The sequence below is a fragment of the Calothrix sp. CCY 0018 genome (assembly GCF_963920925.1).
Taxonomy (GTDB): domain Bacteria; phylum Cyanobacteriota; class Cyanobacteriia; order Cyanobacteriales; family Nostocaceae; genus Rivularia.
On the sequence record NZ_CAWUDI010000014.1, the window covers coordinates 91,101 to 116,425 of the forward strand.

The following is a 25,325-nucleotide window of genomic DNA, read 5'->3' on the forward strand; positions in this document are numbered from 1 at the left end:
TTGTTTATTGATAATTGATTATTCGGGATAAGAAATTACAGTAATCCGCTTCATAGTATCCAACCACTCTGGGGTAGAAGCAGAAGTTGTTTCCTCAGCAGAAGCTATATATCTCAACAAAGGCTCGTGTTTGGATTTTAAAAGTTCTTGTAAACTATCTACAATTTCTTTCAATGCCATTGAAAAGGAACCTTTAACTTGTTTCGTTAATTCGCTGACGTATTGAATCAGATGTAATCCAGCGCTGGCGGTGATTTCATCGCGCAATCTCAATACGGCTATTTGATGGTTAAATGGTCTTGGTGGGACTGAAAATTGTTTGTCGGGACTCCAATCGAATATTTGTCCTTTTTGATGTTGTGCGTCTTTTCTTGCTAAAGGAAATAAACTATCGGCGTTTATCGGTACAGCACTATTGGCTAATCCGCTGTGTTGAATAATTAAATTTTGCCATTTATTGGTTGGATCGATCGCTCGCAATAAATATCTATATAAACGAGTTTCCCTCTTACCAAATTTCTCCTGAATTCGCTGCTCTAATTGCGGTTGGATAATTTCTTTAATTTTATTGCGCTCTAACTGTACTTCTACAGCTAATTTATTAAATAAATCTTTTACCGTTTCAGCAGTTCTTTCGTGAGCAAAAGATTGCATTTCATTAACGGTTTTGACAAAGGAATTATAAAAATCGTCGCTTTGAGTGGGAATTGCGTCTTCTTCTTCGTCTTCCTCAAAGATGCTGGCATTTTTGGTAAAGGTAATCGTACCGTTTTTAGTTCTGTCAAATAATAAAGTCCACTCGCTCCACTCAAAAAAGATTTTGTTGGTTAATTCATCTTTAACAACATCGCTCAAAGTCAATCCAGTACGATTTTTTAACATCGGCTGTTTTTCTAAATCTTCCTGAAATTGCCGATATGTTGTCACCAAATTCTCTATTTTTTCCCTTAATTCCAGAAATGCCGGATTTTCCACCATCGGAATATAAGCGGGAATCTGTTCTAATACAGCTTTTAAATTATTTTGCTCCTTCATCACCGTTTCCGCAGCCCTTTGCGTATCTTCCAAAAGCTGCTTCATTCCATGCTGCCCCACATGATCTTTAAGTAGCGATCGCAATCGACTTATCCCACCATCTTCTGCATAATCGCTTAGCTGCTTGTGTAAAGTACTCGAAGTTGGTAACATTTCTCCCAACTTGCGCCATTTTTCCCGCAACTGAACTTCATCAGCTTGATTTGGCTTTTCTAAATCCGGTAAAAACTCTGGAGAACAAACTTGTATCAAGGAAGAATATTGCGCTTGCTTTGTCAATCCGTAAAGCTGCGACAATAAAACAATATTTTTCTTCTCAGTCGTCAAATTACTCGCGCTCGCAAGAGTTAAATGCAGAATTCTCAGCTTTTCTAAAACAGCTTCTTCCGATAGTAAAGGTTCGTCCAAAACCTCATCCATCGCTAACATATCGCGACTCGACAAAGGAAGCTGATTAAACCTTCCCATACCAACAATAATCCGATCCCGTAAATCTTGTCCCTTATCTCGTTCCAACATACTGCGAATTTTCGCCGCAGTGACTCCCCCAGGATACCTACCGTTGAGCAACAGTAAAATCGTTTGTACCTCAGTCAATTCCCGCAGCGATAAAAAAGTATCCCTGATACCCGAATCAGCCGCACCCAAACCGGGAAAATCTAATAATACAAACTCATTGGTTCCCTGTAACCCCGATAAATCCCATATCTGTTTTGCTACCTCTACCGTAATATCTATCCGTCGAATCAACGAGAAACTATTATTCAAATCTCTCGCTGAAGGCTGCGCGAAAGTCTCCCAACGCTTCGGAGATTGGGGTAACTCCCGAAACTTCAACTCCAAAATATTCATTGGGGGATCGGCCAATCTCAACCCTTTATTCGCGGTAAAATGGTCAATTTCGTAGCTTTTACCGCAGATATCTTTCCCATAAGCGCTATAGGTGCGAACGAATACCACCACTTCTCGTAACAAAGCTCGTAATTCCAAACTTTGGGTTTGATTCCAGGCTTGCTCGCACCAAGTTAAAATTCCATTAGTATCGACAAAAGTGGTAGGATACAAACTTTTTAAAGTAGCTAAAGGAGCTGCGGGTACTTCCGCTAACTTGGCTCTACCTTCCACCACCTTGAGCATAAAGCCCAAACATTCTTTTACCCCTTCATGGGAAAGATACTGTACCGTAAACTTATTAACCTTCGTCGTCTGTAATTCCGGTTGCTGCACCAAATGAATCGCAGTTACATTACCCGTCGAAGGAGTTTCGCTAACTGGTAAAGCATCCGCAAAACCAATTAAGCTGCCAATTAACAGAGTTTTACCGCTACTAAACTCCCCCATCACCCCAATTTTGACAGGAGAAGAAGCCAACTCTACCGTAGAGCGGGCAGACTGTACCAGACGCTGAATGTTCTCATGGATACTTGCGGGCACCCAATCCTCTTGAGGTGGTGGATTCTCCGAAACCAACTCCAAACTTTGAAGTACCGATTCCGCATACTCCTTATAGCGGCGTAATTTCTCTACTGCTATATCACTTTTCATACTTGCTCCCCATTCACGCAGAGATTATTTTTCCACTTAATTTTGGTAGATGGCAGCGATCCGAAAATATTGACCTTAAACCATGTTCGGCGTTAAATACCGCAATAGTTAGAAATAGACTTTAAAAATTAAATTAACGTTTCAAATAAATTAATACCACCATTTGGTACTCAAATAACGAGCGATCGGTTTTTGTACGATTTTAACAATATAAATTCAACTATTTTAGATTAACCCTACAGAATTTATCTGATACAGTACCCCCACAATATCTTTTTATACATAAGTAAATATGTAGATAAGTAAAATAAATTTGACATTAGAAGCTTAGTAGAATTGACAGTAATAATAAGTACTAAAGCGCAAATGCTATCACTATTTACATTAAATTAACTGCCAAATTGGCAAATATTTATTTATAAAAAGCCCCTTAATTCCGCGATGAGAGTTAGGGGAATTGTTAATGGCTGAACTGAAACATTATTAGAAATGTGGCGATCGCCTTATCTTAACTTCATATTAAACAAATCTTGTAGGTTGGGTTAGACGCACGATAAATTAATTGTTGACGAAGAATATAAAAGCTTCGTAACCCAACATCCGAGTTTTGGTTGAAAGTTAAATATTGAATTTGTTTAAATTATTTTGTTTAGTCTTCTAGATTGTGTTGGGTTCCGTTCCTCAACCCAACCTACAAAGTACAAAAACAAAAAAACCGGACATCTTCACGATACCCGGTTCCTAAAATTCCAAACTTAAAAATAAGAATTCCCCAACATCAATGATGATGCTCATGCTTATGAGCACAACCTTGTAAATCCTGACTCATCAATTTTTCACTAACTTCTTGCAAAGCCTCATCTTTAGGTTTTAAACCAATCCAATTTTCAATAACTTGGGTATCAAAACCGATTTCACCGCGATAACCAACTTGAATTAAAGGACGACGAATAAGTAACGGTTCCTCTACCATCAAATTTAAAGCAGTTTCCGCATCAATTTGTTCTGGGTTTATTTCACCAGATTTGATTCTAGGTGAGGAGCGGTTAAACCAATCTGCTACGGGACGATTGTTGAAAAACCAGCGCAAACGCTCTTTAGTCCATTTTTCTTCTAAGATATTATGCGCTTCAACTTGATGTCCGGCTGCTGTTAATAAAGTCTTTTGTTTAGTATTATTTCGACAGCCAGTTTTCTCGTAAAATATTACCTTTGCCATGATTAAAACTCCAAATTAGTTATTAGTAGATGTAGGGGCTATTAGTTGAATACGATACATTTTTGACCTCTCTCCAAACCTCTCTCCTGCAAGGAGAGAGGCTTTAAATCTTACTCCCCTTCCCTCGTAGGGAAGGGGTTGGGGGTTAGGTTTCCCATTCTCAAAAATTCTTCGCAGTATGACGCACCGTATCAAATGCAAAACGTTCTTTCGATTTAGTTTCGCCGTATAAATTAAAAGTTACGGTTGGTTCGTCGCTCATTGCTTCTACACTATGAATTGCACCCGGTGCGAAACTAACAATATCCCCAGGATTTAAGATAATTTCTGCTGCTGGTTCAATTTTGTCTGGATGTTCTGCGGTAGGATTTCGCTTCCAAATAATATTCTTTTCTTTTCCTTTTAATACCGCGACGATTCCCCAAATTCCATGATTATGAATATTGGATTGCGTTCCTTTTGTAAAGGTAACAGTTTGCACTGTAAAAGGAAAACCCAACTCATCATATAAAAGTTTAACAGAAGTTCCGGTTTTAGTATCGGGTTGCGGATGTTGAGTTTTAATCCAATAAGAATTAACCAGCAATCGTCTTACTAATTGCCTAATTTCTGCTAGATAATTGCTTTCATCTAATGACTTTTTCAGAATATCTTCTAATTCCGTAAGAAAGCGATAAAGGCGATAATTCTCAGTAATTAAATCCCAAGTTCTTACAGATTTACAAGCTTGATATTTACCATCTGACGTTACAAGCCAGTCTTTTCCTTCCATACGTCAATTATCAATTATCAAGGAAGCGTATTCAATATATAAATCTATCTTAATTCCTAATTATTAACTCGTAACTATTCATCATCATCTTCTGGGGGACGTGTTAAAACATCAAACAAGATTCCCGCGCCAAAGTCGTTTTTGTCGTCAATTTCTTTTACCTTATTACATATTTCTTTGGCTTCTTCTTCTTTTCCTAATATAGCTAAGATTAATCCCGTAGCAGCATAAGAAGTTAAATATAGTCGAATAATTTGTTCTTCTTTGCGCTTAATTAATACTGGTTTTAGTTTTTCCCAATCATCAGGTAAATTTTCGGTTTCTTTAACTCGCGCTTGAACTTTCTCCGCTGTTTCTAATGCCATCTGATAATTTTGTTTGTAATAAAAATATCGATAAGCTGATATTAAAACATCTATATTATTTCCCGTTTTAGCTAAAGCTTGATTGATGTATTTTTCGGATTCTGAGGTATTTTCCCAATTGTCTGCTGCTAATATCAATAGCTGTTTGACATCTTCGGGTACCTCGTACCAAGAGAATTCTGTTTCTTGCATGGTTGTGAGAGATGGGGAAGGGGACAAAGAGATGGGGAAGGGGGCAAGGAGATGGGGAGACAAGGGGACAAGGGGACAAGGGGAGTAATTTATTCACAACTTTCTACTCTTCACCTTTGACCTTTAACCTCTAACCTTTGACCTTAACTTGCCCAATTCCCTATTTAAAATTTGGTCAGAATATAAAGTAGGGTAAAAAGTACAATCCAGATGATATCTACGAAGTGCCAGTAGATTTCTGCCATCTCGATTCCGGTATGCTTATGTTCGCTGTAATGCCCGGTGCGACGAGAGCGCCACAATACACCTAAAATTAACAAGACTCCGATGAAGACGTGTAAGCCGTGGAATCCTGTCATTAGATAAAAGCAGTTGGAGAATAAATTGCTATTCATTCCGTATCCTAATGTCAGATACTCGTAAACTTGACCTAGCAAGAAAATAATTCCCATGAATGCAGTAATTTTGTACCATTTACGCATTCCTTTGACATCATTCTTTTTAATCGCTGAATCGCCGAAGTGAATCACGAAACTGCTTGATACTAGAATGATGGTGTTGATAGTTGGCAACAATAACTCTACTTCTGTTCCTTCAGGGGGCCAAGTTGCAGTGGTTCCACGATAGAACAAATAAGTAGCAAAGAATCCGCCAAACATTAATGATTCCGAGATTAGGAAAGTTATTAATCCTATAACTCGTAAGTCTGCGTGTTCTTCATGCTGCGCTGGTGATTTTTCTGTAGCGATCGCCATTTTGTATCCCCCATTCAATTTTAGATTTTAGATTTTGGATTGCCTCGTTCCTAGCCTCCAGGCTGGGAATGCATTGTTCGAGGCTCTGCCTCTTGTGATGTTTTTGGAGGCAGAGCCTCCACTCAGGGATTCCCAGCAGTACGGCTAGGAACCAGTGAACACCTTTGACCTTTAACCTGTTCTAAGCAGTTACTTCCGTAGTAGGTTCTAAAGGTTCACCTTCAGTTACTACACCGTAATCGTAAGGACCGTGAGTTACGACGGGTAATTCTTCCCAGTTTTCAATTGCAGGTGGAGAAGTGGTTGTCCATTCTAATGTCAAAGCATTCCAAGGATTATCACCGGCTTTTGCTCCAGACATCCAACTCCAAATAATATTTATGGTGAAAGGAATTACCGATATTGCCAAGAGATAAGCACCATAGGTACAAAGCACATTGATTGCTTCAAATTGCGGATCGTACATGGCAACTCGACGAGGCATTCCTTGCAAACCCAATTCGTGCATGGGTAGGAAGGTTAAGTTGGTGCCGATGAATGTGAGAACAAAGTGAATTTTACCCAATGTTTCATTCATCATTCTTCCGGTCATTTTAGGGAACCAATGGTATATCGCAGCGTAAATACCAAATACGGAACCACCAAATAAGACGTAGTGGAAGTGGGCAACTACATAATATGTATCGTGGACGTGTCCATCAAATGGTGCTGTACCTAAAGTAACGCCACCAAGACCACCTAAAACGAACATCATCAACAAGCCGATCGCAAACAGCATCGCGCTAGTATAGCGGATTTTCCCTTGCCAAAGAGTCGCAACCCAACTAAATATTTTGATTCCTGTGGGAACGGCAACTATCAGGGTGGAGATGGTAAAAAACATCCGCATCCAGCCGGGGGTTCCGCTGGTAAACATATGATGAACCCACACAAAAAGTCCCACAACGCAAATCGCCAAACTAGAATAGGCGATCGCCTTATATCCAAAGATGGGTTTACGAGCGTGAACCGGAATTACTTCGGAAAGAATCCCGAAGATGGGCAGAATCATTAAATAAACTGCCGGATGGGAGTAAAACCAGAATAAATGCTGATAAATAACTACGTTACCGCCTTCATCTGGTTTAAAGAAGGAGGTACCGAAGTTGATATCAAATAACAGCAATACTAAACCAGCAGCCAATACTGGTGTAGAAACAAGTGCCAACAATGAAGTAGCTAAAATTGCCCAGCAAAATAAAGGTAATTCATCCCACTTCATAGAAGGAACTTTCATTTTCCAGATGGTAATAACGAAGTTCAACGAACCCAAAATTGAAGAACTTCCGACCAAAACAATGGCGAGAATCCACATACTTTGAGCGGTATTCGCCGTCACCAAGCTTAAGGGTGGGTAGGCTGTCCAACCTGACTGAGAACCACCGAAGAAAAAACTACCTAAAACTAAAGCACCAGCAGGCGGGTTTAACCAAAAGGCTACAGCGTTTAGTTTAGGGAAAGCCATATCCCTAGCACCAACCATCAGCGGTATCAAGTAGTTGCCGAAGCCACCAATCGCGCTGGGAACAATCCAGAGAAAAATCATGATTGTTCCATGATTGGTCAGAAATGCATTATACAGATTGGGGTCAAGTAAATCTGCATCAGGTGTCGCCAATTCGGCACGCATGGCAACAGCCATCAATCCACCGATCAGATAAAAAATAAACGATGTTACCAGGTATTGGATTCCAATTACCTTATGGTCTACATTAAACGTGAAATAGTCATACCATTTCCATGCTTCGGGATGAGCATGAGCAGCCACTTCACTTGTATTTTGTGGATGTTCTAATTGAGTCATTCGATTTTAGATTTTCGCTAACAGGATTTTGGATTATTTTGAGGAGAGGGGAGGGGGGAGATGGGGAGATGGGGGGATGGGGGGAGAATAATTACCAACTACCCATTACCAATTACCAATTACCAATTACCCATTACCAATTCCCAATTAATTTATTTCTGAATTTGAGCAAGAGTTGCTGAATTAATATCAATTTGCGAATTGTAAGCAGCTAGATATTCGGATGATGATAATTGTGCGGGATTAAGTGCAACTGTTTGTGATTCTTGCTGTGCAATGCGGTTTTCTTGCAACCAGCTTTGATATTCGTCGGGGGTGTGAACGATTACTTTACTTCTCATTGCCCCGTGATAAGCACCACATAATTCTGTACAAACTACGGGATAGGTTCCCGGTTTGGTGGCGACAAATCGCAATTCGGTATTCATTCCAGGAATTGCATCTTGCTTTAAACGGAATTGCGGTACCCAAAATGAGTGGATTACGTCTGTTGCTGCAATGTTCAACTGTACGTCAGCACCTACTGGTACGTGTAATTCACCTGATGTAACGTTGTCTTCGGGATAACTAAAGATCCAAGCAAACTGCATTCCGGTAACATCTACAGTTACGTCTGCTGTTTTACCTTGTTGATCGGGTGAGCCTTTAATACCAACTGTTTGACTGGCTAAAGGGGCTGCTTCTGATGAAATTATCGGAGCTTCGCCGATTGTGGCTGCGATCGCACTTCCACTATCTGCATGATTTTGAGCTTCAACTATCGCAGGGCTAGATGACGGAAATCCTCCCATTTGCTTGTAAACATCTACGCTGTAGATACCCAAAGCAAAAACTATCAGGGTAGGAATTGCAGTCCAAAATATTTCTAAGGGGACGTTTCCTTCAATTGGTGGCCCATCTGTCTCATCGCCTTTACGCTGACGAAATGCGATCGCGAAAAATAGGATTGTTCCTTCTACGATTAAGAACAAAGCAATGGCGATCGCGAACATGACGTTGAAAAATCCGTCTACTAAGGGTGCTTGTTCGGATGCTTGTACTGGTAATAGACTATGAGTTTGACTAACCCATAAACCTATAATTGTGACTAAAGCTCCAGCAACCAGGGTTAGTAATGAAGCAGGAATTTGTTGCATGGTGACTTATGGTATAAAGTTTCGTGTAATCTGGTGATGAATGGGTTTAAGTCTTGTTAGCGATTAATTGATTACATTCATCCGCTTACGGTACGATTTTCTCGATTTATTTATGAACCATGTAATCCCGTAAAATTTTAGGAGCTACATCTATTTGTCAAGAAGATGCATAAGCTTTAAGTTCCTAACCGCTACGCTTTTAATTTTTTTTATAACTTTAAAGCCTTAAAACTTATGTACTTGTTACACTCCTTTCAGATTTGAGGATAATTTCGCAAAGGAGTAAATCTTGAAAGAGATGCAGCTAACTGGTTTTAAGATTTATAAAACGCAGCACTTAAACATAATTTTTCTCTATGAAGGATAAGTTTTTAAGATATAAATAAATACTGTTTAATTAAGACGGTCAATAATGCTTATTACATAATTGTATTACAGGAAGTTATGTAATAAGTAGAGGACACGCTTATTTTCAATTCATTTATATCTATCTACTTAGAACGTTTTCAACTTATCCAGCATTGATTCTAAGATAGCTTAATTCAGCTAAGTTAATTATGAATTAAACATAAAATTTACAATTGATAATTTTCGCTAGATTAATGGTTGTTTGTAAAAAATATTCTTCATTATATTATAATATTTGCAATTTTATATTTGTTAATATTTGACGATTTAAAATTTATTGATTTGTTTATGATGAACCTATTTTCTGCAACAAATCAAAAGTTAAGGAATAATACTTCGCCGATTTTTGCTTATTTCAATTTTTCCTGTCTATTGTTTACAGGACTTACGTAACCGCAACCAAAAAGCAGGCATTCCCAACTCTAAGAACCCCCCAACCCACGCCACTTGCTACAACCGGGGGAACCCCGGCAACGCAGTGGCTCCCCTTTTTTAGGGGGCTTTGCGTAAGTCCTGGTTTACTCTATTTTCGGTTTAGTATTTTATTACTCAAATCAAATTACTGTAGGATTAAATACTTAACAATTGAGAAAAAAGAAAAAGTAAATCAATCATGAAATTTACGTGAAGAATATGTTAAGATAATAAATAGACGCAGGCAAAATTAAATAATTATTTCACTGAAAACTTTAAATGATTGAGTTGTTCTTAGAGAGCAATTTGAATAGCTTTGCAGGTCAATATGGGAAGATTTAGCGTAAAACCTGTAGAAATAGCATAAAAAATAGTTCATAGCTCATTACGAACAAAACTTTTTAACATATTTATGAAAACTATAAATAACGAAGTGTGAAATACAGGCTCGGGTTAATACTTGTAATTAACCTCCTGTGATTAATCGGAAGTACATATATAGATGTGAGTCATAAATTGCGAGAAGTAAACCTTTTTCTTGTCGTAAAGTGTGGTGACGAAAATTTACGATGAAGACACATCTAGGTAGGACTTGAGCCAAGCGTCGCAAGAAGTGAAGTGGCAATAAGCCTTATGCCTTATACAATATCTAACAACAGTTGTGCTGGATGCGACAAATGTCGTTTTCAGTGTCCAACAGGTGCTATCAAAATCGATAATGGTGAGTATTGGATTGACCCTCATTTATGTAACAATTGCGAGGGTTATTATTCAGAGCCTCAGTGCGTATCTGCCTGTCCGAGTAAGTCTCCAATACCATTACAAGTCAAAAAAGGGAGGTGCAAAATTGATGATAGAGAATTAACTAGTTCCGATTTATTTTTCAACGGTAAAAGTAATCCATTTGCATCGGGTATTCCGGTATGGGAAGCTTGTAACGTGTTATCCCAAAGAACTTCTTTACCTTGGGAAATCGATGAAAATAACGAAGTACGTTATAGTAAACAGATCGATCGAGGAAAAGGTAAAATTGCTTTTCATATTAATTCTTATTCTGAGGGAAGCCAGCTTGCAACAGATTTAGAAGCAGTAGAAGCTCTTGATATTCGAGCTGCTTGCTTGCATTTAATTTTTGCAGCTTATGCGACTTTTTCGGAAAAATCTTGGGAGGAAGAGTTTGTTGTAGATGATAAGCAAATAGAGAAGTATTTAGGTTTAGAAAAACGTAAAGACTTGAACAAAACCACAAAATTGGCTTTGATGAAAAATTTAGTTCTCCAAGCTTGTTCCTTAATGCTTTCGATCGATCTGCCTCAACAAGGGCGTATCAAACCAATTTCCTTAGAAAAAACTAAACTTTGGGATTTAACAGGAATTCAGCATCATTTCCAACATGACGATTTAGGGTGTAAATATTTGGTTGGTTTAACATTTAGAGTCAAAGCTGGTGATTGGGCAAAGCATTTTTTGAATAAAGATGCTTGCAAACAGCGAACGGCTTTTTATCAGTATGGTAATTTGCCCAAATCTTTGCTGACTACAGTTATGAGTATTTGGCAGCAGCATGAAGGTGCGGCTCGATTGATGATGTGGTTAATGTTCAAAGCAAAAATGGGCAAACAACAACGCATTACAATACCTACATTAATGCGTGTTGCCTATGGCGATCGCAAAGTCGCGATTGCTTGCAGACAAAGAGAAGAGAGAAAACGACTGCTGCGAACTTATGAAAGCGATTTGGAAACTTTGTCGCATCATGGAATGAAACCAGTTTTCGATCCAGTTAGTTATCCAGAGCCGATTCAGCCGCTGTGGGCAAAGTTAGCCGACATTCCCGAAGATCCAGATGAAGCCCTAGAATTTTGGACTAACGATGGTGATGAAGGAAGAAGGTTAACCGATGTCAGCCCTCGTGGTAAGTGGAAACTGCTAATGAATGCCAGAATTTTAGCTTTTGAAATGTCACCAAAGTGGGATCAGCCAAATTTGGCAGCAAGGAAAAAACCGCAGAAAACCAGTAACAAGAGAAGAAATATTAAAACAGCAGGTGGTTTACTTGGCGAACAAATACGTTTAGCAAGAAAAAACTTGAGCATTTCTCAAAGGGAATTAGCAAGACTGATGGGAAAAAGTCAAAGCTGGATTCGGGACATAGAAAATGGTCGTCTAAAAGTTAAAATAGAAGACCAGTTAGTTTTACGTAAAGTGCTGAGAATAGCTTAAATTAGCTTAAGTATTTATATTTTTTTATTATTTTGTACTCGATTCTTTTAAGGAATCGGGTTTTTTATTTTGGGGAGTAGGGAATAGGGAATAGAGTGAAAAATGTTTGTCACCAATTACCAATTACCAATTACCAACTACCAATTACCTATTACCTAAATTTTGCATTTCCATAATATAATCATCCATCACAAATCCGCTTCCAATATCCGTAACTACATCATCGACAATCTCAAAACCAATATTTTTATAAAAAGCGATGCTGCGAGAATTATTTTTATTAACTGTTAGTTGAATTACAGGATTGTAAAAATTAGTTTTAATAAATTTGATTGCTTGCTTACCAATACCTTTTCCTCTAAAGGATTTAAGAACGTATAATTTACTCAAAAATAATTTTTCTGCTTGATCGTTAACCTTAACCGAAAAATATCCGGCTTCTTGTTGTTCGTTAAAAATAATGTAATATTTATACCCTCGATCTATTTGCTGTTTGATCGCGTCTTCACTTTGAAACTTATCGAGCATATAATTAACCTGCTCGCTGCCAATCATTGGTAAATAATGTTGATTCCAAATATAATGAGCTAATTTTGCAACTTGGAAAATCGTTTCAATATTATCGACAATTTTAAATTCAATCATAAAAATGACTATTGTTTATAAAATGAGTTTTCATTTGTGGGTAATTCATAAGAAACAGAGAATAGATTACAGGGAAGGGGGGAATCTTGCTACTCGCTACTTGCTATTTTTAACTCCTAACTCCCTACTCCTCCTAATTTCTATATTGCTTAGGTGTAAATCCTGTAAGTTGCCGAAAATATTTACCAAGATGACTGTGGCTGTTAAAACCGCATAATAAAGCAATATCAGTAACAGATAATTCTGGATTTTTCAATAAAGATTTTGCTCGCTCAAGTCTTTGCTTAATTACATACTTATGAGGTGACATTCCTACGGATTTTTTAAACAAACGGCTAAAATGAAACTGGCTAATTCCTACTAATGCAGCCAAGTCTGATATTTTAATTTCTGTTCCTATATTGTCGTTAATATAATCGGTAACTAAAAGTAACTTGCTATCGCTTAAACCTACTGAATGTAAATTAAAATTAGTTTTTTTGACCGAATAACCTCGCAGTAAATTAACAGCTAAAGCATTACTTAAAGATTCGATATACAGCTTGCTTCCCCAACCGCTTCCTTGATGGAGTTCCGAATACAGCATCATGATAATTTGCTCAATTTGGGGATTGCGTTCGCGAAATTTTGGTATCAACTCTACACTACTCGCATCAATTTCATCCGTTTCCTGTGCAACTTGATGTAAAAACTGCTGTTCAATTTGAATTTGCAAGAAATGGTCATTACCTTCGGTACGATATATACTGGCGATTCCTGCTGGTGTAATACCAATATCACCTCTACTGTAAATTCCTACATAACGTTGTTTTCCCATCAAATGATGGATACGGTAAGGACGATTTGCAAGACACAAATATAAATTATGCTGGGGAAAAGCTGGATATGAAATTTGTGTAGGTGCTAACTGGTATTCATTAAAAACAATATACTCCCAACCTAAATCTTGACTGGAATTAATCAGCCCTTCCTCTGATGAATGAGTAATTGTGACTGGTTTTGTGCTACTTACAGTTTTCATCCGTGTTTTTATCAATGTTTTTATCAAGTTGCATATCTTGGACAAACTTGCAGCAAGATTTTGATAGTACCGCAAGATTTAAATAGTTAAACGTTTCAATTCTTTATAAATTTTAATTAATGCTAGTAACTTACTCAAGCCCTGAAACCACTAATTTCGTTAAATCAAACAAATTAGATTACAAGAATTGCATTTCAATTTTAGAGGTAAAAATGTTTTTCAAAAAAAAGTGTATAAAGAAAGAATCGGTAGGTACTTCTATTCGCAAGGAAACCAAACAATTTCTGCAATTAGCTATTCCTTTAGTTAGCGCTCAAATTACCCAATCTTTAACGGGGTTTTTCGACACAATTATGATGGGGAGATTGGGAGCAGAAACTCTTGCTGCTGGTGGTTTGGCTTCTCTAACTTTCTTTTCTTTATTAAATATTGCCACTGGCGTAGTTTCAGCAGTAAGCCCAGCCATTGCACAAGCTTATGGTGCAGGATATAAAACAAAGATTGAAAAGTATGCACGTCAAGGTTTTTGGTTAGTTTTATCATTGTCAATACCGACAATGTTGGTAATTGGAAAATTAGATTCGATAATGCTGCAATTAGGACAAACAGAAACAACCGTTAATTTAGCTAATACCTATTTAGATATTATTTTATGGGCTTTTTTCCCAGCTTTAGGTTTTGCAATGTTGCGGAGTGTCCTATCTGGATTGTCCCATACTCGTCCGATAATGTTTATTGTGATTGTTGGAACGTTCTTTAATATTATCGGTAATTATATTTTGGGGTTTGGTAAGTTTGGCTTTCCGAGATTAGAATTAGCTGGTTTAGCTATATCAAGTACTCTAACTTTTTGGGGAATGTTTATTGCTTTGGTGATTTACACTCTTAAACATCCGCAATTGAAAATCTATCGTATTTTCGAGCAGCTACATAAATTCAAACCCAATATCATTCGGGAATTGAGCAAAATTGGTCTACCAATCGGTATATTTATTGCTTTTGAACTAGGACTATTTACCACAGTTACTTTTTTAATGGGTTCTCTGGGAACAGAAGTATTAGCAGCACATCAAATTGTTTTTCAAACTGTTCTTATAACTTTTATGATTCCTTTGGGAATGTCTTATGCAGCAACAGCAAGAGTTGGACAGTGGTTTGGACAAAAAAATATCAAAGGAATAAAATTATCCACATATATCAGTATTGCTATCGGAGTGGGGATTACAATCTTGTTGACAATTCTAATGCTGTTATTTCCTCAGTCAGTAATTGGACTTTATCTAGATATTAATGACCCTGCTAATAGTGAAATAATCAATCTAGCATTACCGATGTTAACTATTGCTACTCTCTCACAAATCTTAGATGCCGTTCAAAAAATTACTTACGGTGCATTACAAGGACTTCAAGATACTCAAGTACCTCTATTATTAAGCGTTCCAGTATTGTGGGGTATTGGATTAACTGGTGGTTATATTCTCGGATTTGTTTTTAATTGGGGTGGTACTGGTTTGTGGTTGGGACAGTCTGTTGGAGTCGGGATTGTTGCGCTATTGTTTTTGGCTCGTTTTCGTCATCAAGTCGCACATCAGAAATACCATCGAAATTAATATTATGTCCCCCTTCTTTTCCAAACACCCCTCTCCAAAATATCGGAGAGGGGAAGAGGGTGAGGTTAACTTGTGTGTTGGAGTCAACTAAAAACCACTATAAATTTCACTTGAAATAAAAACTATTGCGATCGCAACATATTTCTTTTTCAACTGATTTATTGTTTCACTTGAAATAAAAACTATTGCGATCGCAACATATTTCTTTTTCAACTGATTTACTGTTTCACTTCAAATTTAAAACTATTGCGATAACAATATAATTAACTTCAGTTAGGGAACCGCTCTATCAAAACTCTTTTCTCTGCGCTCTCTAGGTCTCTGCGGTTTTTTTATCAATAATTTTCATTCATGAACGCAGTAGTTAGAAGTTTTATTTATTACTAACCCATCTTATATAATCCCGCTTATAATGAGATAATTACTTACTAATTTGTCCTTTAAGTATATATAATTGCTTAAAAAAACTGATAGAAAAAATAGCGATTTTTTTATTAGTAACGGTTTTGTGATATTATTATTTATAATAATATATTTTAATAATTGGGAGGCATGACTTATATAAAAATTTTGCGAATATTCCCATTATAAATAATAACTATCTATTTGCTTTTAATTATCTCATATTTTCAGCGGTAAAAAAATTTTTTTCAAATAAATAAAATGTAAATCAAAACAATATTTATATTTATTGCTTGAATTGAAATAAAAAACTATTGCGATATGACTATAATTATTTTTTCAAATGATTAATCTTGTAACAGGACAGGGATAATAGTTTATTTACTAATATTCCGCTCTATATTGCTTGGGTGTAAATCCGGTAAATTGTCGAAAATATTTACCAAAATGACTGTGACTGTTGAAACCAGATGGAAAAGCAATGTCGGTTACTGATAATTCGGAATTTTTCAATAATAACTTTGCTTTCTCAACTCTTTGCTTAATTACATATTGATTTGGTGAGATTCCCAAGGACTTTTTAAACAAACGGCTGAAGTGAAACTGGCTGATTCCTGCTAAATTAGCTAAATCAGATAATTTAATTTCTGTAGAGATATTATCGTTAATATAATCGGTAACTAAAGCAACGCCGGGGAATTACATTCTCACATTTGGACGTATCAACCAAATATTTTCCTCTTCTTTGTCAACTAAATCATCAACACTTTCATCTAAAATTATTGCTTTTTCATATCTAGCTTGGGCGAAAGATACTTTACCCGAAGCATGAAAATCGCTTTTAACAGCAACCCGAGTATGTCCACCATCTTGAGTTTCGCTGCCTCGATGATCTACCATCAAAAAATCACCGGGTTGAATCAAAGCAAATAATTGATGAATTTTGCTTGTTGCTTCACTTCGGGATAAAGAATGAGCAGCGACTTCAGCAATTAACTCGAAACGCACCGGATTTCCCTGTCTAAGAGCATATTTATCAGTCCATTTATACCATTGATTAGCGTTAGGATATTCGCCTTTTCCATCATCGGTATTATCTTGATAATAGGGGGGTTCATAGCCACCTTTACGCAATACATTACCGCCAAATAGATTGCACTTCCAGCGATTTATAAGATAGTTAAAGTGAATATCGGCAGGAACATTATGCTTAGGATCGTTATTTATCCACGGTTGAGGAACGCCGTAATACAGTGCAATATCTCCACTACAAAGTTCTATCGCTGCATTAACTATATCCTTTGGAGTCGCAAATAAACTTCCAGGTACATCGGTAGCGCGGAGTGCTTCATCTAACAATTTAGCTGTATAAGCATCAACTTTCCCCGTAATAGGAATTGAATTATTGGCACGAAATGCTTTTACAGCTTTGCTTGTTTCTTCACCATAGATTCCATCTGCTCCATATTCGGGAAGCATATAATCTAATGTTTGGGTGCGACTTGCCAAAGCAATTAAACAACGTTGAATATTGCGAACTGATGGGTGTTTGTTTCCGGAATCTGGTATAGTTATTTGCCCGTTGAGTAATGCGGTATCCTCAGCAAGATTAACTATCGCTTTTGCGACTTTAACGCTACTGCCAAATCTACGTAATAGTTTATTTAACCAGTTTCCGACACCAGCTTCTAAGGTATCGGCATAATTTGTAGCGATAATTTCTGCTTCTTTTAAACTTGTTTGTCTGCGCTCAATTTTATTTTCCAAGTTAACTAATTCAGCAGCTGTAAATTGAGCGTTTTTGACGAAACTTTTAATAGCAATGGATAAAGCAGGCATAATTTGGCTCCGAAATAATAATTATTTGTAGGTTATTTGTAGAATTTCTTATGTTTGTCACTACAAATAAGCTTTGAAAGATTTCGGAAGTGTTTAAGTTTATTAATGTTCTCTTTTTCCTCTGTTCCCTATTCCCTATTTCTCCAACCCTACTATCTAGCTTTATCCAACAATATTTTTTTCACCAATTTTCTGTATTCACCACATAAAAGCTTGTAGTGATAGTAGAATTTTATAGTCAGAAATTTTAACAGAATATGAAAATTGAAAATATTAGTGGTTTATTAAGTACAGAGCAAGTAAAAGCTGACAAAGAACTAATTACCGAAATCCAAATTAAGCTCAGAAGTTTAGGTTTATATCCTGGTGGAAAATTAATAGATGGTGATTATGGCCCGATGACTGAAGGTGCAATCAAACAGTTTTGTCAGGCTATAGATTTGCCATTATTGCGCTTTGATGAAAACTTTGCTTGGAGGCTGTTAATTACAAAGCAATTACCATTTATATTGCAAAGCGCAAATCAAGAATCGGTTTTTCAAAAATTACTTACTACAGCAAAGAAAACTCGTTTGACGGGAGATGATGTTGCAGCATTTTTACACCGAGATATTAAAAATTCAACATACATTACTCAAATAAACGAATATTCCAATCGTTTAACGGCGAAATATGAAAATCAATCTATTAATTCAACATATAATAATTATCCCCAACGAGGAACAATCCCAAGTATTGAAAATCAAAGTTTAAATTTTCTTGATTCAGTCATTGCAGAAGCCTGTGTTTGTCTCGGTAAATTTGATAGTGGAGAAATTAAAACCCGGTGGTTGGGAAAAAATCCTTTAACTAAAAATCAATTTTGGAGTGCGACAAAAATTATTCCAATTTTGAATGTAGTGTGTGAAGCAAATTCCAAACTAGCTAACCTCGATCTTGAAAGCTGCTATATTAACGATAAAAAATATAGTTTCATAGATATTGTCTTAGATATCGTTAGCTATCGGAATAAAATAACAAGCTCTAACTCAGCAACTGCAATGTTAAAAAGATTTCAAACACCCCTTGGTTTAGAAAACTGGCTTAAAAGCATCACTGGCAATCAACAGCTAGAATTTCGTAGCGGATACGGTGAAACACCTTTTATTACTCAACCATCATTATTCGATCGCTTAACCGGAAAGCAAATATTAAATGCTGCTACCACAGGTTTAGAAGCAGATAAAAATTATCTTTCTGCTTATGATTTAACCCGGTTAATGTCAATGTTAGGATGGCATTTACATATTAACGAATCAGCACGTTTACCGTCAGCACAATGGCATAGTTTGAAAGATATAATTTATGCAATGGGTTACGATAAAGCACGTTATGTAGAAGTAGCTTTAGAAACTTTAGGATTAGAAAAAACTATTAGCGCATCAGTAATTATTTCCAAACTAGGTTATGGATACAGCAACAGTAGAAATACATTTGAGATTACTTACACCGCTTTTGTGCAGTTTATTGATGAGCGTTTTAAATCCACCAATCAATTAGGTAAATTAAGAACATTAGCCATGACTCTTCGAGGAGTTAAAAATCCTGGCAACGATACATGGAGGGAACTTGATGCACGTATGGCTGCGGGGGTGACAGAAATTATTCGTAGAGTGGTGATAGAAGAAATTTAAAAAGCCAATAAGTTATAAAAATATAGTTACTTCTAATTCCTAATATTTTCTTCCTCTGCGTCTAGTAAGGTTTTATTCATCATGACAACCCACATCTTTGGTATCCGACATCACGGCCCCGGCTCAGCACGCAGTTTACGTAAAGCATTAGAAAAACTGCAACCCGATACCATCCTGATCGAAGGACCACCCGATGCTGAATCCTTGCTGCCACTAGTCGCTTCATCGCAAATGCAGCCGCCAGTAGCACTACTAATTTACCTCCCAGACAACCCCAAAGAAAGCGTTTATTATCCCTTTGCTGTCTTCTCCCCAGAGTGGCAAGCAATACAATTTGGACTAAGTAATAATATTCCCGTGCGGTTCATGGATTTACCCCTGATGCATCGGATGGCGATCGCCGAAGAGGAGACGGGGGGACAAGGAGATGGGGAGACGGGGGGACAAGAAGATGGGGAGATGGGGGGACAAGGAGAAGAATCCAAAATTCCCCAAGATCCCTTGGGCTTACTCGCGGAAGCCGCAGGTTACAGCGACGGGGAACGCTGGTGGGAACATATGGTAGAAACACGCAAAGATAGTGTTGATTTATTTACCGCTATCCTGGAAGCAATGACTGCCGTGCGTGAGGAAATGCCAGCTTCGGAAAATCCCATCGAAGCCAAACGGGAAGCCTATATGCGGAAAACAATCCGTGCAGCAGAAAAAGAAGGATTTCAGCGCATCGCCGTTGTCTGTGGTGCTTGGCACGCCCCTGCACTTTCCCAGGTGCCAGTTGCAAAGGAAGATACAGCATTACTCAAAGGTTTACCTAAAACAAAAGTACAGGCAACCTGGATACCTTGGACTTACGGACGTTTATCATACAGCAGCGGTTATGGTGCTGGTATAGAATCGCCAGGTTGGTATCATCATCTTTGGAATTCGGGAATTGGGAATTGGGCATTGGGCATTGGGCATGGGGCATTAAAAAGACAAGAAGATAATGAAGAAATTGCTACCCATTCTCCCCCCTCTCCCCCCTCTATTTCAATAACCTGGATGACGCGGGTAGCACGTTTACTCCGGGAACAAGATTTAGATGCTTCTTCGGCTCACGTAATTGAAGCGGTGCGGTTAGCGGAATCTTTGGCGGCGTTGCGAAATCGTTCTTTACCTGGTTTACCGGAGTTGAATGAAGCTACTCAAACGGTGATGTGTTTTGGTAGCGATTTACCGATGCAGTTAATTTTCGATAAGTTAATTGTTGGGGAAACTTTGGGAAAAGTACCCGACGAAACGCCGATGGTACCGTTGCAGCAAGATTTACAGCGACAGCAAAAGCGGTTGCGGATGCCTGCGGATGCGACGGAAAAAATGTACGATTTAGATTTGCGTAAGGAAAACGATTTAGCTCGCTCTCATTTACTGCATCGTCTCAATCTTTTAGATATTCCTTGGGGACAATTTCAGCAAACTCAGGGTAAGAAGGGTACTTTTCACGAATTTTGGTTGGTACAGTGGCATCCCGAATTTGCTGTAAATTTAATTGAAGCCGGAGTTTGGGGTAATACGATTCTCGATGCTGCAAATGTCAAAGCTTGTAGTGCTGCGGATACAACTGATGAATTACCAATGCTGACAAATTTGTTGGATAAAGTGATTTTGTCTGACTTACCCGATGCAGTAATTTATTTGATGTCGCGATTACAAAATGCTGCGGCTTTAACCAGCGATGTTACTCATTTAATGAATGCATTACCACCGCTAGCGAATGTTATGCGTTACGGTAACGTGCGCCAAACCGATACAGAGATGATATCTCACGTTGTTGATGGGTTGGTAGCGCGAATTTGTATTAGTTTACCGGGTGCTTGCGCTTCCTTGGATGATGATGCGGCTGCGGCAATGTATGAGAATTTGATGAAGGTGAATAATACTGTTACTTTATTACAAAATGAAGAGCATATTACCTCTTGGCGACTGGTATTATCACAAATAGCAGATAATTCCAACGTACACGGCTTAATTTCCGGGCGTTGCTGTCGTTTATTATTGGATGCTGAGGTGTTGGATGCGACAGAAGCCGCACGTCGGATGGGTTTGGCTTTATCTATAGCTAACGAACCATCTCAAGCTGCTGCATGGGTAGAAGGATTTTTGAAAGGTAGCGGTTTATTACTTTTACACGATGATAAGCTTTGGCAGGTTTTGGATAATTGGGTAAGTACCTTAAGTGAAGAATTTTTTGTTGCTTCGTTACCTTTATTAAGGCGTACTTTTTCTACTTTTTCTGAACCTGAAAGAAGACAAATGGGTGAAAGAGTGAAGAATGGTGTGGATGGAAATACGTCAGGATTTACTGATGATGGTAGCGATATTAATCAAGAGAATGCTGTTTTGGTATTGCCGATTTTAAAGCAGTTATTGGGGGTTTGAGGAATTAAAAAATATTTTTAGGTTTTATATTATTAGGACTTACGCAAAGCCCCCCTTCATAAGGGGGGTTGGGGGGATCTAAACTGCTGAAATAGTTAGTAGGTTGGGTTAGGTGCATGAACAATAATCATATTTAACGACTTAATATCGGTACCGTAACCCAACATCAGGATTTTGGATAAATTAAAATATGTAGACAAAACCTGCAATCAGACAGTTGGGTTACGACACGATAATTATAAATTCGCGTTACAAACAAAATTTACGAATCGTGTCTAACCCAACCTACAAGCTACAAGCTGTCACGATGGGAAGAGATAATCATATTTAACGACTTAATATCGGCACCGTAACCCAATATAGGCGTTTTGGATAAATTGAAATATGCAGACAAAACCCGGAATAAGACAGTTGGGTTACGACACGATAATTATAAATTCGCGTTACAAACAAAATTTACGAATCGTGTCTAACCCAACCTACGAGCGTCGGATTATATTTTTATATTTAATAACGGCAAGATAGTAGTTTGTTACGCAGCAAAAGGAGACGTAGCAATGCTACGTCTCTACATGAGTTATTTGTTGGTAATCAAATATTTGTAATTATTCTAAAGGTTCTTGGTATTCCTGAGTTTCCTGTTCTAGTAGCTGAGAAAACTTTTGGCGCAAATCTTGTATTTTTTTGTTGTCTTTTGGTAGTGCCATCAGACGAATTTCTATTTCGGCGATGTTGTCAATTCTAGTTGTCTTTTCCCAAACTTTTTTGTCTACTTCCGATTCCGATTCGTAACGGAAGGTAACTGTGTCTGAATTAACATCTAAAATATCTACGTTCTTTAGCCAGCCGTTACTGGTTTTCACCAATAACCAAACGTTTTGCTGACCAATTAGTTCTTGAAGCTTAGTCTCCATAAAGGTTAAAGGTAATAGTGTGAGCTAGTCATAAGCTAATTTAAGTCTCTTTAATATATCTTAAGACATATTCCTTCAGATGTAAAAGATTTGTGATTTTTTTTTGATAATTAATCTTATAGATAGAGGTATGAGTTGCGGTTACTAGGTTACGTTTAAGGGCTATACATTTGAGCTACATAAAATCAGCCTTTCTGCTTCTAATACCCTACTTTTGAAAGAGTCTAGGGGGATGCCAATTAGAATTTTTTGTATTATCTTGCTTGTCAAGTACCTTGCTGTATTCTGTTTTTAATGAATACAGTAAATTTTTGTTAAGCGGGTTAAGCAAGGAGTAGGAATGTACGTTGTACAAATTGCCTCTGAATGCGCTCCTGTAATTAAAGCTGGAGGTTTAGGGGATGTTGTTTACGGACTTAGTACGGAATTAGAAAGCCGGGGGAATTGCGTAGAGTTGATTCTGCCGAAGTACGACTGTATGCGTTATGACCATGTTTGGGGTCTTCATGATGCGTATAAAGACTTGTGGGTGCCCTGGTACGATGGTAAAATTCATTGCTCGGTGTACTGCGGTTGGGTACATGGGCGAGTTTGTTTCTTTATCGAACCTCATTCTGAAGATAATTTCTTCAATCGCGGCTGCTATTACGGTTGTGATGATGACAATATGCGCTTTGCGTTTTTCAGTAGAGCAGCATTGGAATTTTTATTACAAAGCAATAAGCGCCCCGATATTATCCACTGTCATGACTGGCAAACTGGTTTAATCCCAGTGATGCTCTATGAGATTTACAAATATCACGGCATGGGAAATCAGCGGGTTTGCTACACCATTCACAACTTTAAGCATCAAGGAATGGGTGGTGCAGAAATACTGCAAGCTACTGGTTTAAATCGCGAAAATTATTACTTCCAATACGATAAGCTGCGAGATAATTTTAATCCTTTTGCGATTAACTTTATGAAAGGGGGAATTGTTTATTCAAATGCTGTAAATACCGTATCTCCCCATCACGCTTGGGAGGCGCATTATACAGATGTTGGCTGTGGATTGAGTCATACTATTGATTTACATCAAGATAAGTATCGCGGCATACTCAACGGTATCGATGATAACTTCTGGAATCCGCAAACAGACCGTTATATTGCCGAACCTTACAGTATAGATAACATTGACGCTAAAGCCAAAAATAAACAAGCATTACGAAAAAGGCTGCTGTTACAAGAAGTTGATAAACCAATCGTGGCTTATATCGGTCGATTGGATGGTCAAAAAGGCGTTGAATTGGTACATCATTCGATTTACCACGCGCTGTATAAAAATGCACAATATGTCCTGTTGGGTTCGGCAACGGGGGCTAAAATTAATGCTCAATTCCAGCATGAGAAAAATTTCTTAAATGATAATCCCGACGTTCATTTAGAACTTGGATTTGATGAAGAATTAGCCCACTTAATTTACGCGGGGGCAGATATGATTGTGGTTCCCAGTAACTACGAACCCTGTGGACTTACGCAGATGATTGGTTTGAAATATGGCACAGTGCCGATTGTGCGGGCAGTTGGTGGGTTAGTTAATACCGTGTTTGACAGAGATTACGATTTGGATAAACCGGCGGAGAAACGTAACGGTTACGTATTTAATGATATGGATTATCATGCTGTAGAGTTTGCAATGGAGCGGGCTTTGTGGTTATGGCATAACGAGAAAGATGAATTCCGAATGCTTGTCAAACAAGGTATGGATTATGACTACTCGTGGAATCATCCAGCGAGTGATTACTTGGGGATTTACGAGTCGATTCGGGAAGAGTGATTCGATGCAGGGATTTTAGATTTTAGATTTTAGATTTTGGATTTTAAAGCAATACTTTCTAGAATCTTTTATCGAATTAATTATTTTGATATGCGCCCTAAGAGGGCGTTTTTTATTTTTCAGCAAATTGATTTGGGTAATTCAATGAATGACGTTTATCCAATTACGTATAAAATTTAATAAAACCAATCCCCAGATTTTACCTGTAATAATCAAAGCAATTGAAGACAAAGATTGAGGAGTTAGCTATATGGCTATCAATCGAATTAGAGATTTAGGAAAAGAAGCGAAAGCGGCAATTCCAGCATTAATTAAAGCATTAGATGATAAAGACGGCAGCATTCGCAGTGCTGCAATTTACGCATTAGGAAATATGGGTGCTGAAGCTAAAGCTGCGAAGCCGAAATTAGTTGCGATATTGCAAAATCAGCAAGAGAATAATGAATATCGCGAAAATGCGGCGATGGCTTTAGGTGAGATGCGAAAAGATGCTGCATCAACGGTACCCGTACTAATTGATATATTGGAAAATAAGCAAAATCCTAAAACATTAGCTGTAAGTGCTGCACTTGCTTTAGATAAAATTGATGCTCAAGCTTTGATTCCTGCTTTAGTTAAAAGGCTGCCGGATAAAGATTTTGGTTCTGTTTCGGTAAATATTTTGAGCAATATAGCATTTAAAATGAAAGAAAATAAAGATAGTATTTCTAATGCTGAATTGGAAAAGACAATTTCTGAGTTTGAAACTGCTTTGAAAATTATTGATAATTCTGAAAGTGAATTTCCGAAGCATAAGGTTGAAGTGTTGCGGGATTCGGTAGCGGTTTTGAAGGAATAAAGATTGACAGGTTGATTAGCACAATCGCCCGCAGCCTCGAAGGCTGGGGCTACAGATACAAAGCCCACCTGCGTGGGCTAATTTATAACCTGCCTTACGGCGGGTTTTATTTGTGTGACAGCGGTTTCAACTGCTACGTTAAGTATTCAATTAAATTTAATTCGTAAATTTTAAAATAGTTATTTTAGTTAGATAAAATATAATAATAGATAACTAAAATCAACTTATAATTTTATAAAACT

The 25,325-nt window shown here is 37.6% G+C and carries 18 protein-coding genes; 6 read left to right on the top strand and 12 right to left on the bottom strand.

Annotated elements, in window-relative coordinates; genetic code table 11:
* Positions 1–18 precede the first annotated feature (18 nt).
* The 7 genes from ACM03V_RS12545 to ACM03V_RS12575 form a co-directional block, all read right to left on the bottom strand.
* On the bottom strand, positions 19–2,580 hold the full coding sequence (locus ACM03V_RS12545) for a dynamin family protein (RefSeq protein ID WP_414621112.1): 2,562 nt from the start codon (positions 2,578–2,580) through the stop codon (positions 19–21).
* 778 nt (positions 2,581–3,358) lie between these two features.
* The gene (locus ACM03V_RS12550; protein WP_414621113.1) at positions 3,359–3,799 is read right to left on the bottom strand and encodes an ArsC/Spx/MgsR family protein; all 441 of its coding nucleotides are present in this window, start codon (positions 3,797–3,799) and stop codon (positions 3,359–3,361) included.
* Between the two features lie 160 nt (positions 3,800–3,959).
* Positions 3,960–4,571 (bottom strand): cupin, encoded by a 612-nt coding sequence (locus ACM03V_RS12555; RefSeq protein WP_414621114.1) that lies wholly within the window; start codon positions 4,569–4,571, stop codon positions 3,960–3,962.
* A 74-nt stretch (positions 4,572–4,645) separates the two neighbouring features.
* Positions 4,646–5,128, bottom strand: coding sequence for a hypothetical protein (locus tag ACM03V_RS12560; protein ID WP_414621115.1), 483 nt, complete (start codon positions 5,126–5,128; stop codon positions 4,646–4,648).
* Positions 5,129–5,292: 164 nt separating this feature from the next.
* A complete protein-coding gene (locus ACM03V_RS12565) occupies positions 5,293–5,883 on the bottom strand; it encodes a cytochrome c oxidase subunit 3 (RefSeq protein ID WP_414621116.1) in 591 nt (196 codons plus the stop codon).
* 181 nt (positions 5,884–6,064) lie between these two features.
* A complete protein-coding gene (gene ctaD / locus ACM03V_RS12570; protein ID WP_414621117.1) occupies positions 6,065–7,726 on the bottom strand; it encodes a cytochrome c oxidase subunit I in 1,662 nt (553 codons plus the stop codon).
* 152 nt (positions 7,727–7,878) lie between these two features.
* On the bottom strand, positions 7,879–8,862 hold the full coding sequence (locus ACM03V_RS12575; protein WP_414621118.1) for a cytochrome c oxidase subunit II: 984 nt from the start codon (positions 8,860–8,862) through the stop codon (positions 7,879–7,881).
* A gap of 1,455 nt (positions 8,863–10,317) precedes the next feature.
* Between ACM03V_RS12575 and ACM03V_RS12580 the strand changes: the two genes are divergently transcribed.
* Complete coding sequence (locus ACM03V_RS12580) at positions 10,318–11,907, top strand: helix-turn-helix domain-containing protein (protein WP_414621119.1); 1,590 nt, start codon at positions 10,318–10,320, stop codon at positions 11,905–11,907.
* Positions 11,908–12,051: 144 nt separating this feature from the next.
* Here ACM03V_RS12580 and ACM03V_RS12585 read toward each other — a convergent pair whose 3' ends face one another.
* Both ACM03V_RS12585 and ACM03V_RS12590 read right to left on the bottom strand, forming a co-directional pair.
* A complete protein-coding gene (locus ACM03V_RS12585; protein ID WP_414621120.1) occupies positions 12,052–12,552 on the bottom strand; it encodes a GNAT family N-acetyltransferase in 501 nt (166 codons plus the stop codon).
* Positions 12,553–12,685: 133 nt separating this feature from the next.
* Entirely contained in the window at positions 12,686–13,573 is an 888-nt protein-coding gene (locus tag ACM03V_RS12590; RefSeq protein WP_414621121.1) for a helix-turn-helix domain-containing protein, read from the bottom strand.
* A gap of 212 nt (positions 13,574–13,785) precedes the next feature.
* Between ACM03V_RS12590 and ACM03V_RS12595 the strand changes: the two genes are divergently transcribed.
* Positions 13,786–15,183 carry an MATE family efflux transporter gene (locus tag ACM03V_RS12595; RefSeq protein ID WP_414621122.1) on the top strand — a complete coding sequence of 466 codons (1,398 nt, stop codon included), beginning with the start codon at positions 13,786–13,788 and terminating at the stop codon, positions 15,181–15,183.
* 786 nt (positions 15,184–15,969) lie between these two features.
* Here ACM03V_RS12595 and ACM03V_RS12600 read toward each other — a convergent pair.
* A complete protein-coding gene (locus ACM03V_RS12600) occupies positions 15,970–16,254 on the bottom strand; it encodes a helix-turn-helix transcriptional regulator (RefSeq protein ID WP_414621166.1) in 285 nt (94 codons plus the stop codon).
* Positions 16,255–16,284: 30 nt separating this feature from the next.
* Complete coding sequence (locus ACM03V_RS12605) at positions 16,285–17,424, bottom strand: peptidoglycan-binding domain-containing protein (protein ID WP_414621123.1); 1,140 nt, start codon at positions 17,422–17,424, stop codon at positions 16,285–16,287.
* 257 nt (positions 17,425–17,681) lie between these two features.
* Between ACM03V_RS12605 and ACM03V_RS12610 the strand changes: the two genes are divergently transcribed.
* Both ACM03V_RS12610 and ACM03V_RS12615 read left to right on the top strand, forming a co-directional pair.
* Positions 17,682–19,097: a peptidoglycan-binding domain-containing protein gene (locus ACM03V_RS12610; protein WP_414621124.1), complete on the top strand. Its 1,416-nt coding sequence runs from the start codon at positions 17,682–17,684 to the stop codon at positions 19,095–19,097.
* An 81-nt stretch (positions 19,098–19,178) separates the two neighbouring features.
* On the top strand, positions 19,179–21,515 hold the full coding sequence (locus tag ACM03V_RS12615) for a DUF5682 family protein (protein WP_414621125.1): 2,337 nt from the start codon (positions 19,179–19,181) through the stop codon (positions 21,513–21,515).
* Positions 21,516–22,120: 605 nt separating this feature from the next.
* On the opposite strand, the gene ACM03V_RS12620 is transcribed toward ACM03V_RS12615, so the two are convergent.
* Complete coding sequence (locus ACM03V_RS12620) at positions 22,121–22,429, bottom strand: DUF6679 family protein (protein WP_414621126.1); 309 nt, start codon at positions 22,427–22,429, stop codon at positions 22,121–22,123.
* 340 nt (positions 22,430–22,769) lie between these two features.
* Between ACM03V_RS12620 and glgA the strand changes: the two genes are divergently transcribed.
* Together glgA and ACM03V_RS12630 are read left to right on the top strand one after the other, a co-directional pair.
* Positions 22,770–24,245, top strand: a complete 1,476-nt coding sequence (gene glgA / locus ACM03V_RS12625) for a glycogen synthase GlgA (protein ID WP_414621127.1) — start codon at positions 22,770–22,772, stop codon at positions 24,243–24,245.
* A 250-nt stretch (positions 24,246–24,495) separates the two neighbouring features.
* On the top strand, positions 24,496–25,083 hold the full coding sequence (locus tag ACM03V_RS12630; protein WP_414621128.1) for a HEAT repeat domain-containing protein: 588 nt from the start codon (positions 24,496–24,498) through the stop codon (positions 25,081–25,083).
* Positions 25,084–25,325: the final 242 nt, after the last annotated feature.

Excerpts from the sequence above, each read along its gene's own strand:
- ACM03V_RS12545 (WP_414621112.1), bottom strand. The coding sequence starts at position 2,580 with ATGAAAAGTGATATAGCAGTAGAGAAATTACGCCGCTATAAGGAGTAT.
- ACM03V_RS12550 (WP_414621113.1), bottom strand. The coding sequence starts at position 3,799 with ATGGCAAAGGTAATATTTTACGAGAAAACTGGCTGTCGAAATAATACT.
- ACM03V_RS12555 (WP_414621114.1), bottom strand. The coding sequence starts at position 4,571 with ATGGAAGGAAAAGACTGGCTTGTAACGTCAGATGGTAAATATCAAGCT.
- ACM03V_RS12560 (WP_414621115.1), bottom strand. The coding sequence starts at position 5,128 with ATGCAAGAAACAGAATTCTCTTGGTACGAGGTACCCGAAGATGTCAAA.
- ACM03V_RS12565 (WP_414621116.1), bottom strand. The coding sequence starts at position 5,883 with ATGGCGATCGCTACAGAAAAATCACCAGCGCAGCATGAAGAACACGCA.
- ctaD (WP_414621117.1), bottom strand. The coding sequence starts at position 7,726 with ATGACTCAATTAGAACATCCACAAAATACAAGTGAAGTGGCTGCTCAT.
- ACM03V_RS12575 (WP_414621118.1), bottom strand. The coding sequence starts at position 8,862 with ATGCAACAAATTCCTGCTTCATTACTAACCCTGGTTGCTGGAGCTTTA.
- ACM03V_RS12580 (WP_414621119.1), top strand. The coding sequence starts at position 10,318 with ATGCCTTATACAATATCTAACAACAGTTGTGCTGGATGCGACAAATGT.
- ACM03V_RS12585 (WP_414621120.1), bottom strand. The coding sequence starts at position 12,552 with ATGATTGAATTTAAAATTGTCGATAATATTGAAACGATTTTCCAAGTT.
- ACM03V_RS12590 (WP_414621121.1), bottom strand. The coding sequence starts at position 13,573 with ATGAAAACTGTAAGTAGCACAAAACCAGTCACAATTACTCATTCATCA.
- ACM03V_RS12595 (WP_414621122.1), top strand. The coding sequence starts at position 13,786 with ATGTTTTTCAAAAAAAAGTGTATAAAGAAAGAATCGGTAGGTACTTCT.
- ACM03V_RS12605 (WP_414621123.1), bottom strand. The coding sequence starts at position 17,424 with ATGCCTGCTTTATCCATTGCTATTAAAAGTTTCGTCAAAAACGCTCAA.
- ACM03V_RS12610 (WP_414621124.1), top strand. The coding sequence starts at position 17,682 with ATGAAAATTGAAAATATTAGTGGTTTATTAAGTACAGAGCAAGTAAAA.
- ACM03V_RS12615 (WP_414621125.1), top strand. The coding sequence starts at position 19,179 with ATGACAACCCACATCTTTGGTATCCGACATCACGGCCCCGGCTCAGCA.
- ACM03V_RS12620 (WP_414621126.1), bottom strand. The coding sequence starts at position 22,429 with ATGGAGACTAAGCTTCAAGAACTAATTGGTCAGCAAAACGTTTGGTTA.
- glgA (WP_414621127.1), top strand. The coding sequence starts at position 22,770 with ATGTACGTTGTACAAATTGCCTCTGAATGCGCTCCTGTAATTAAAGCT.
- ACM03V_RS12630 (WP_414621128.1), top strand. The coding sequence starts at position 24,496 with ATGGCTATCAATCGAATTAGAGATTTAGGAAAAGAAGCGAAAGCGGCA.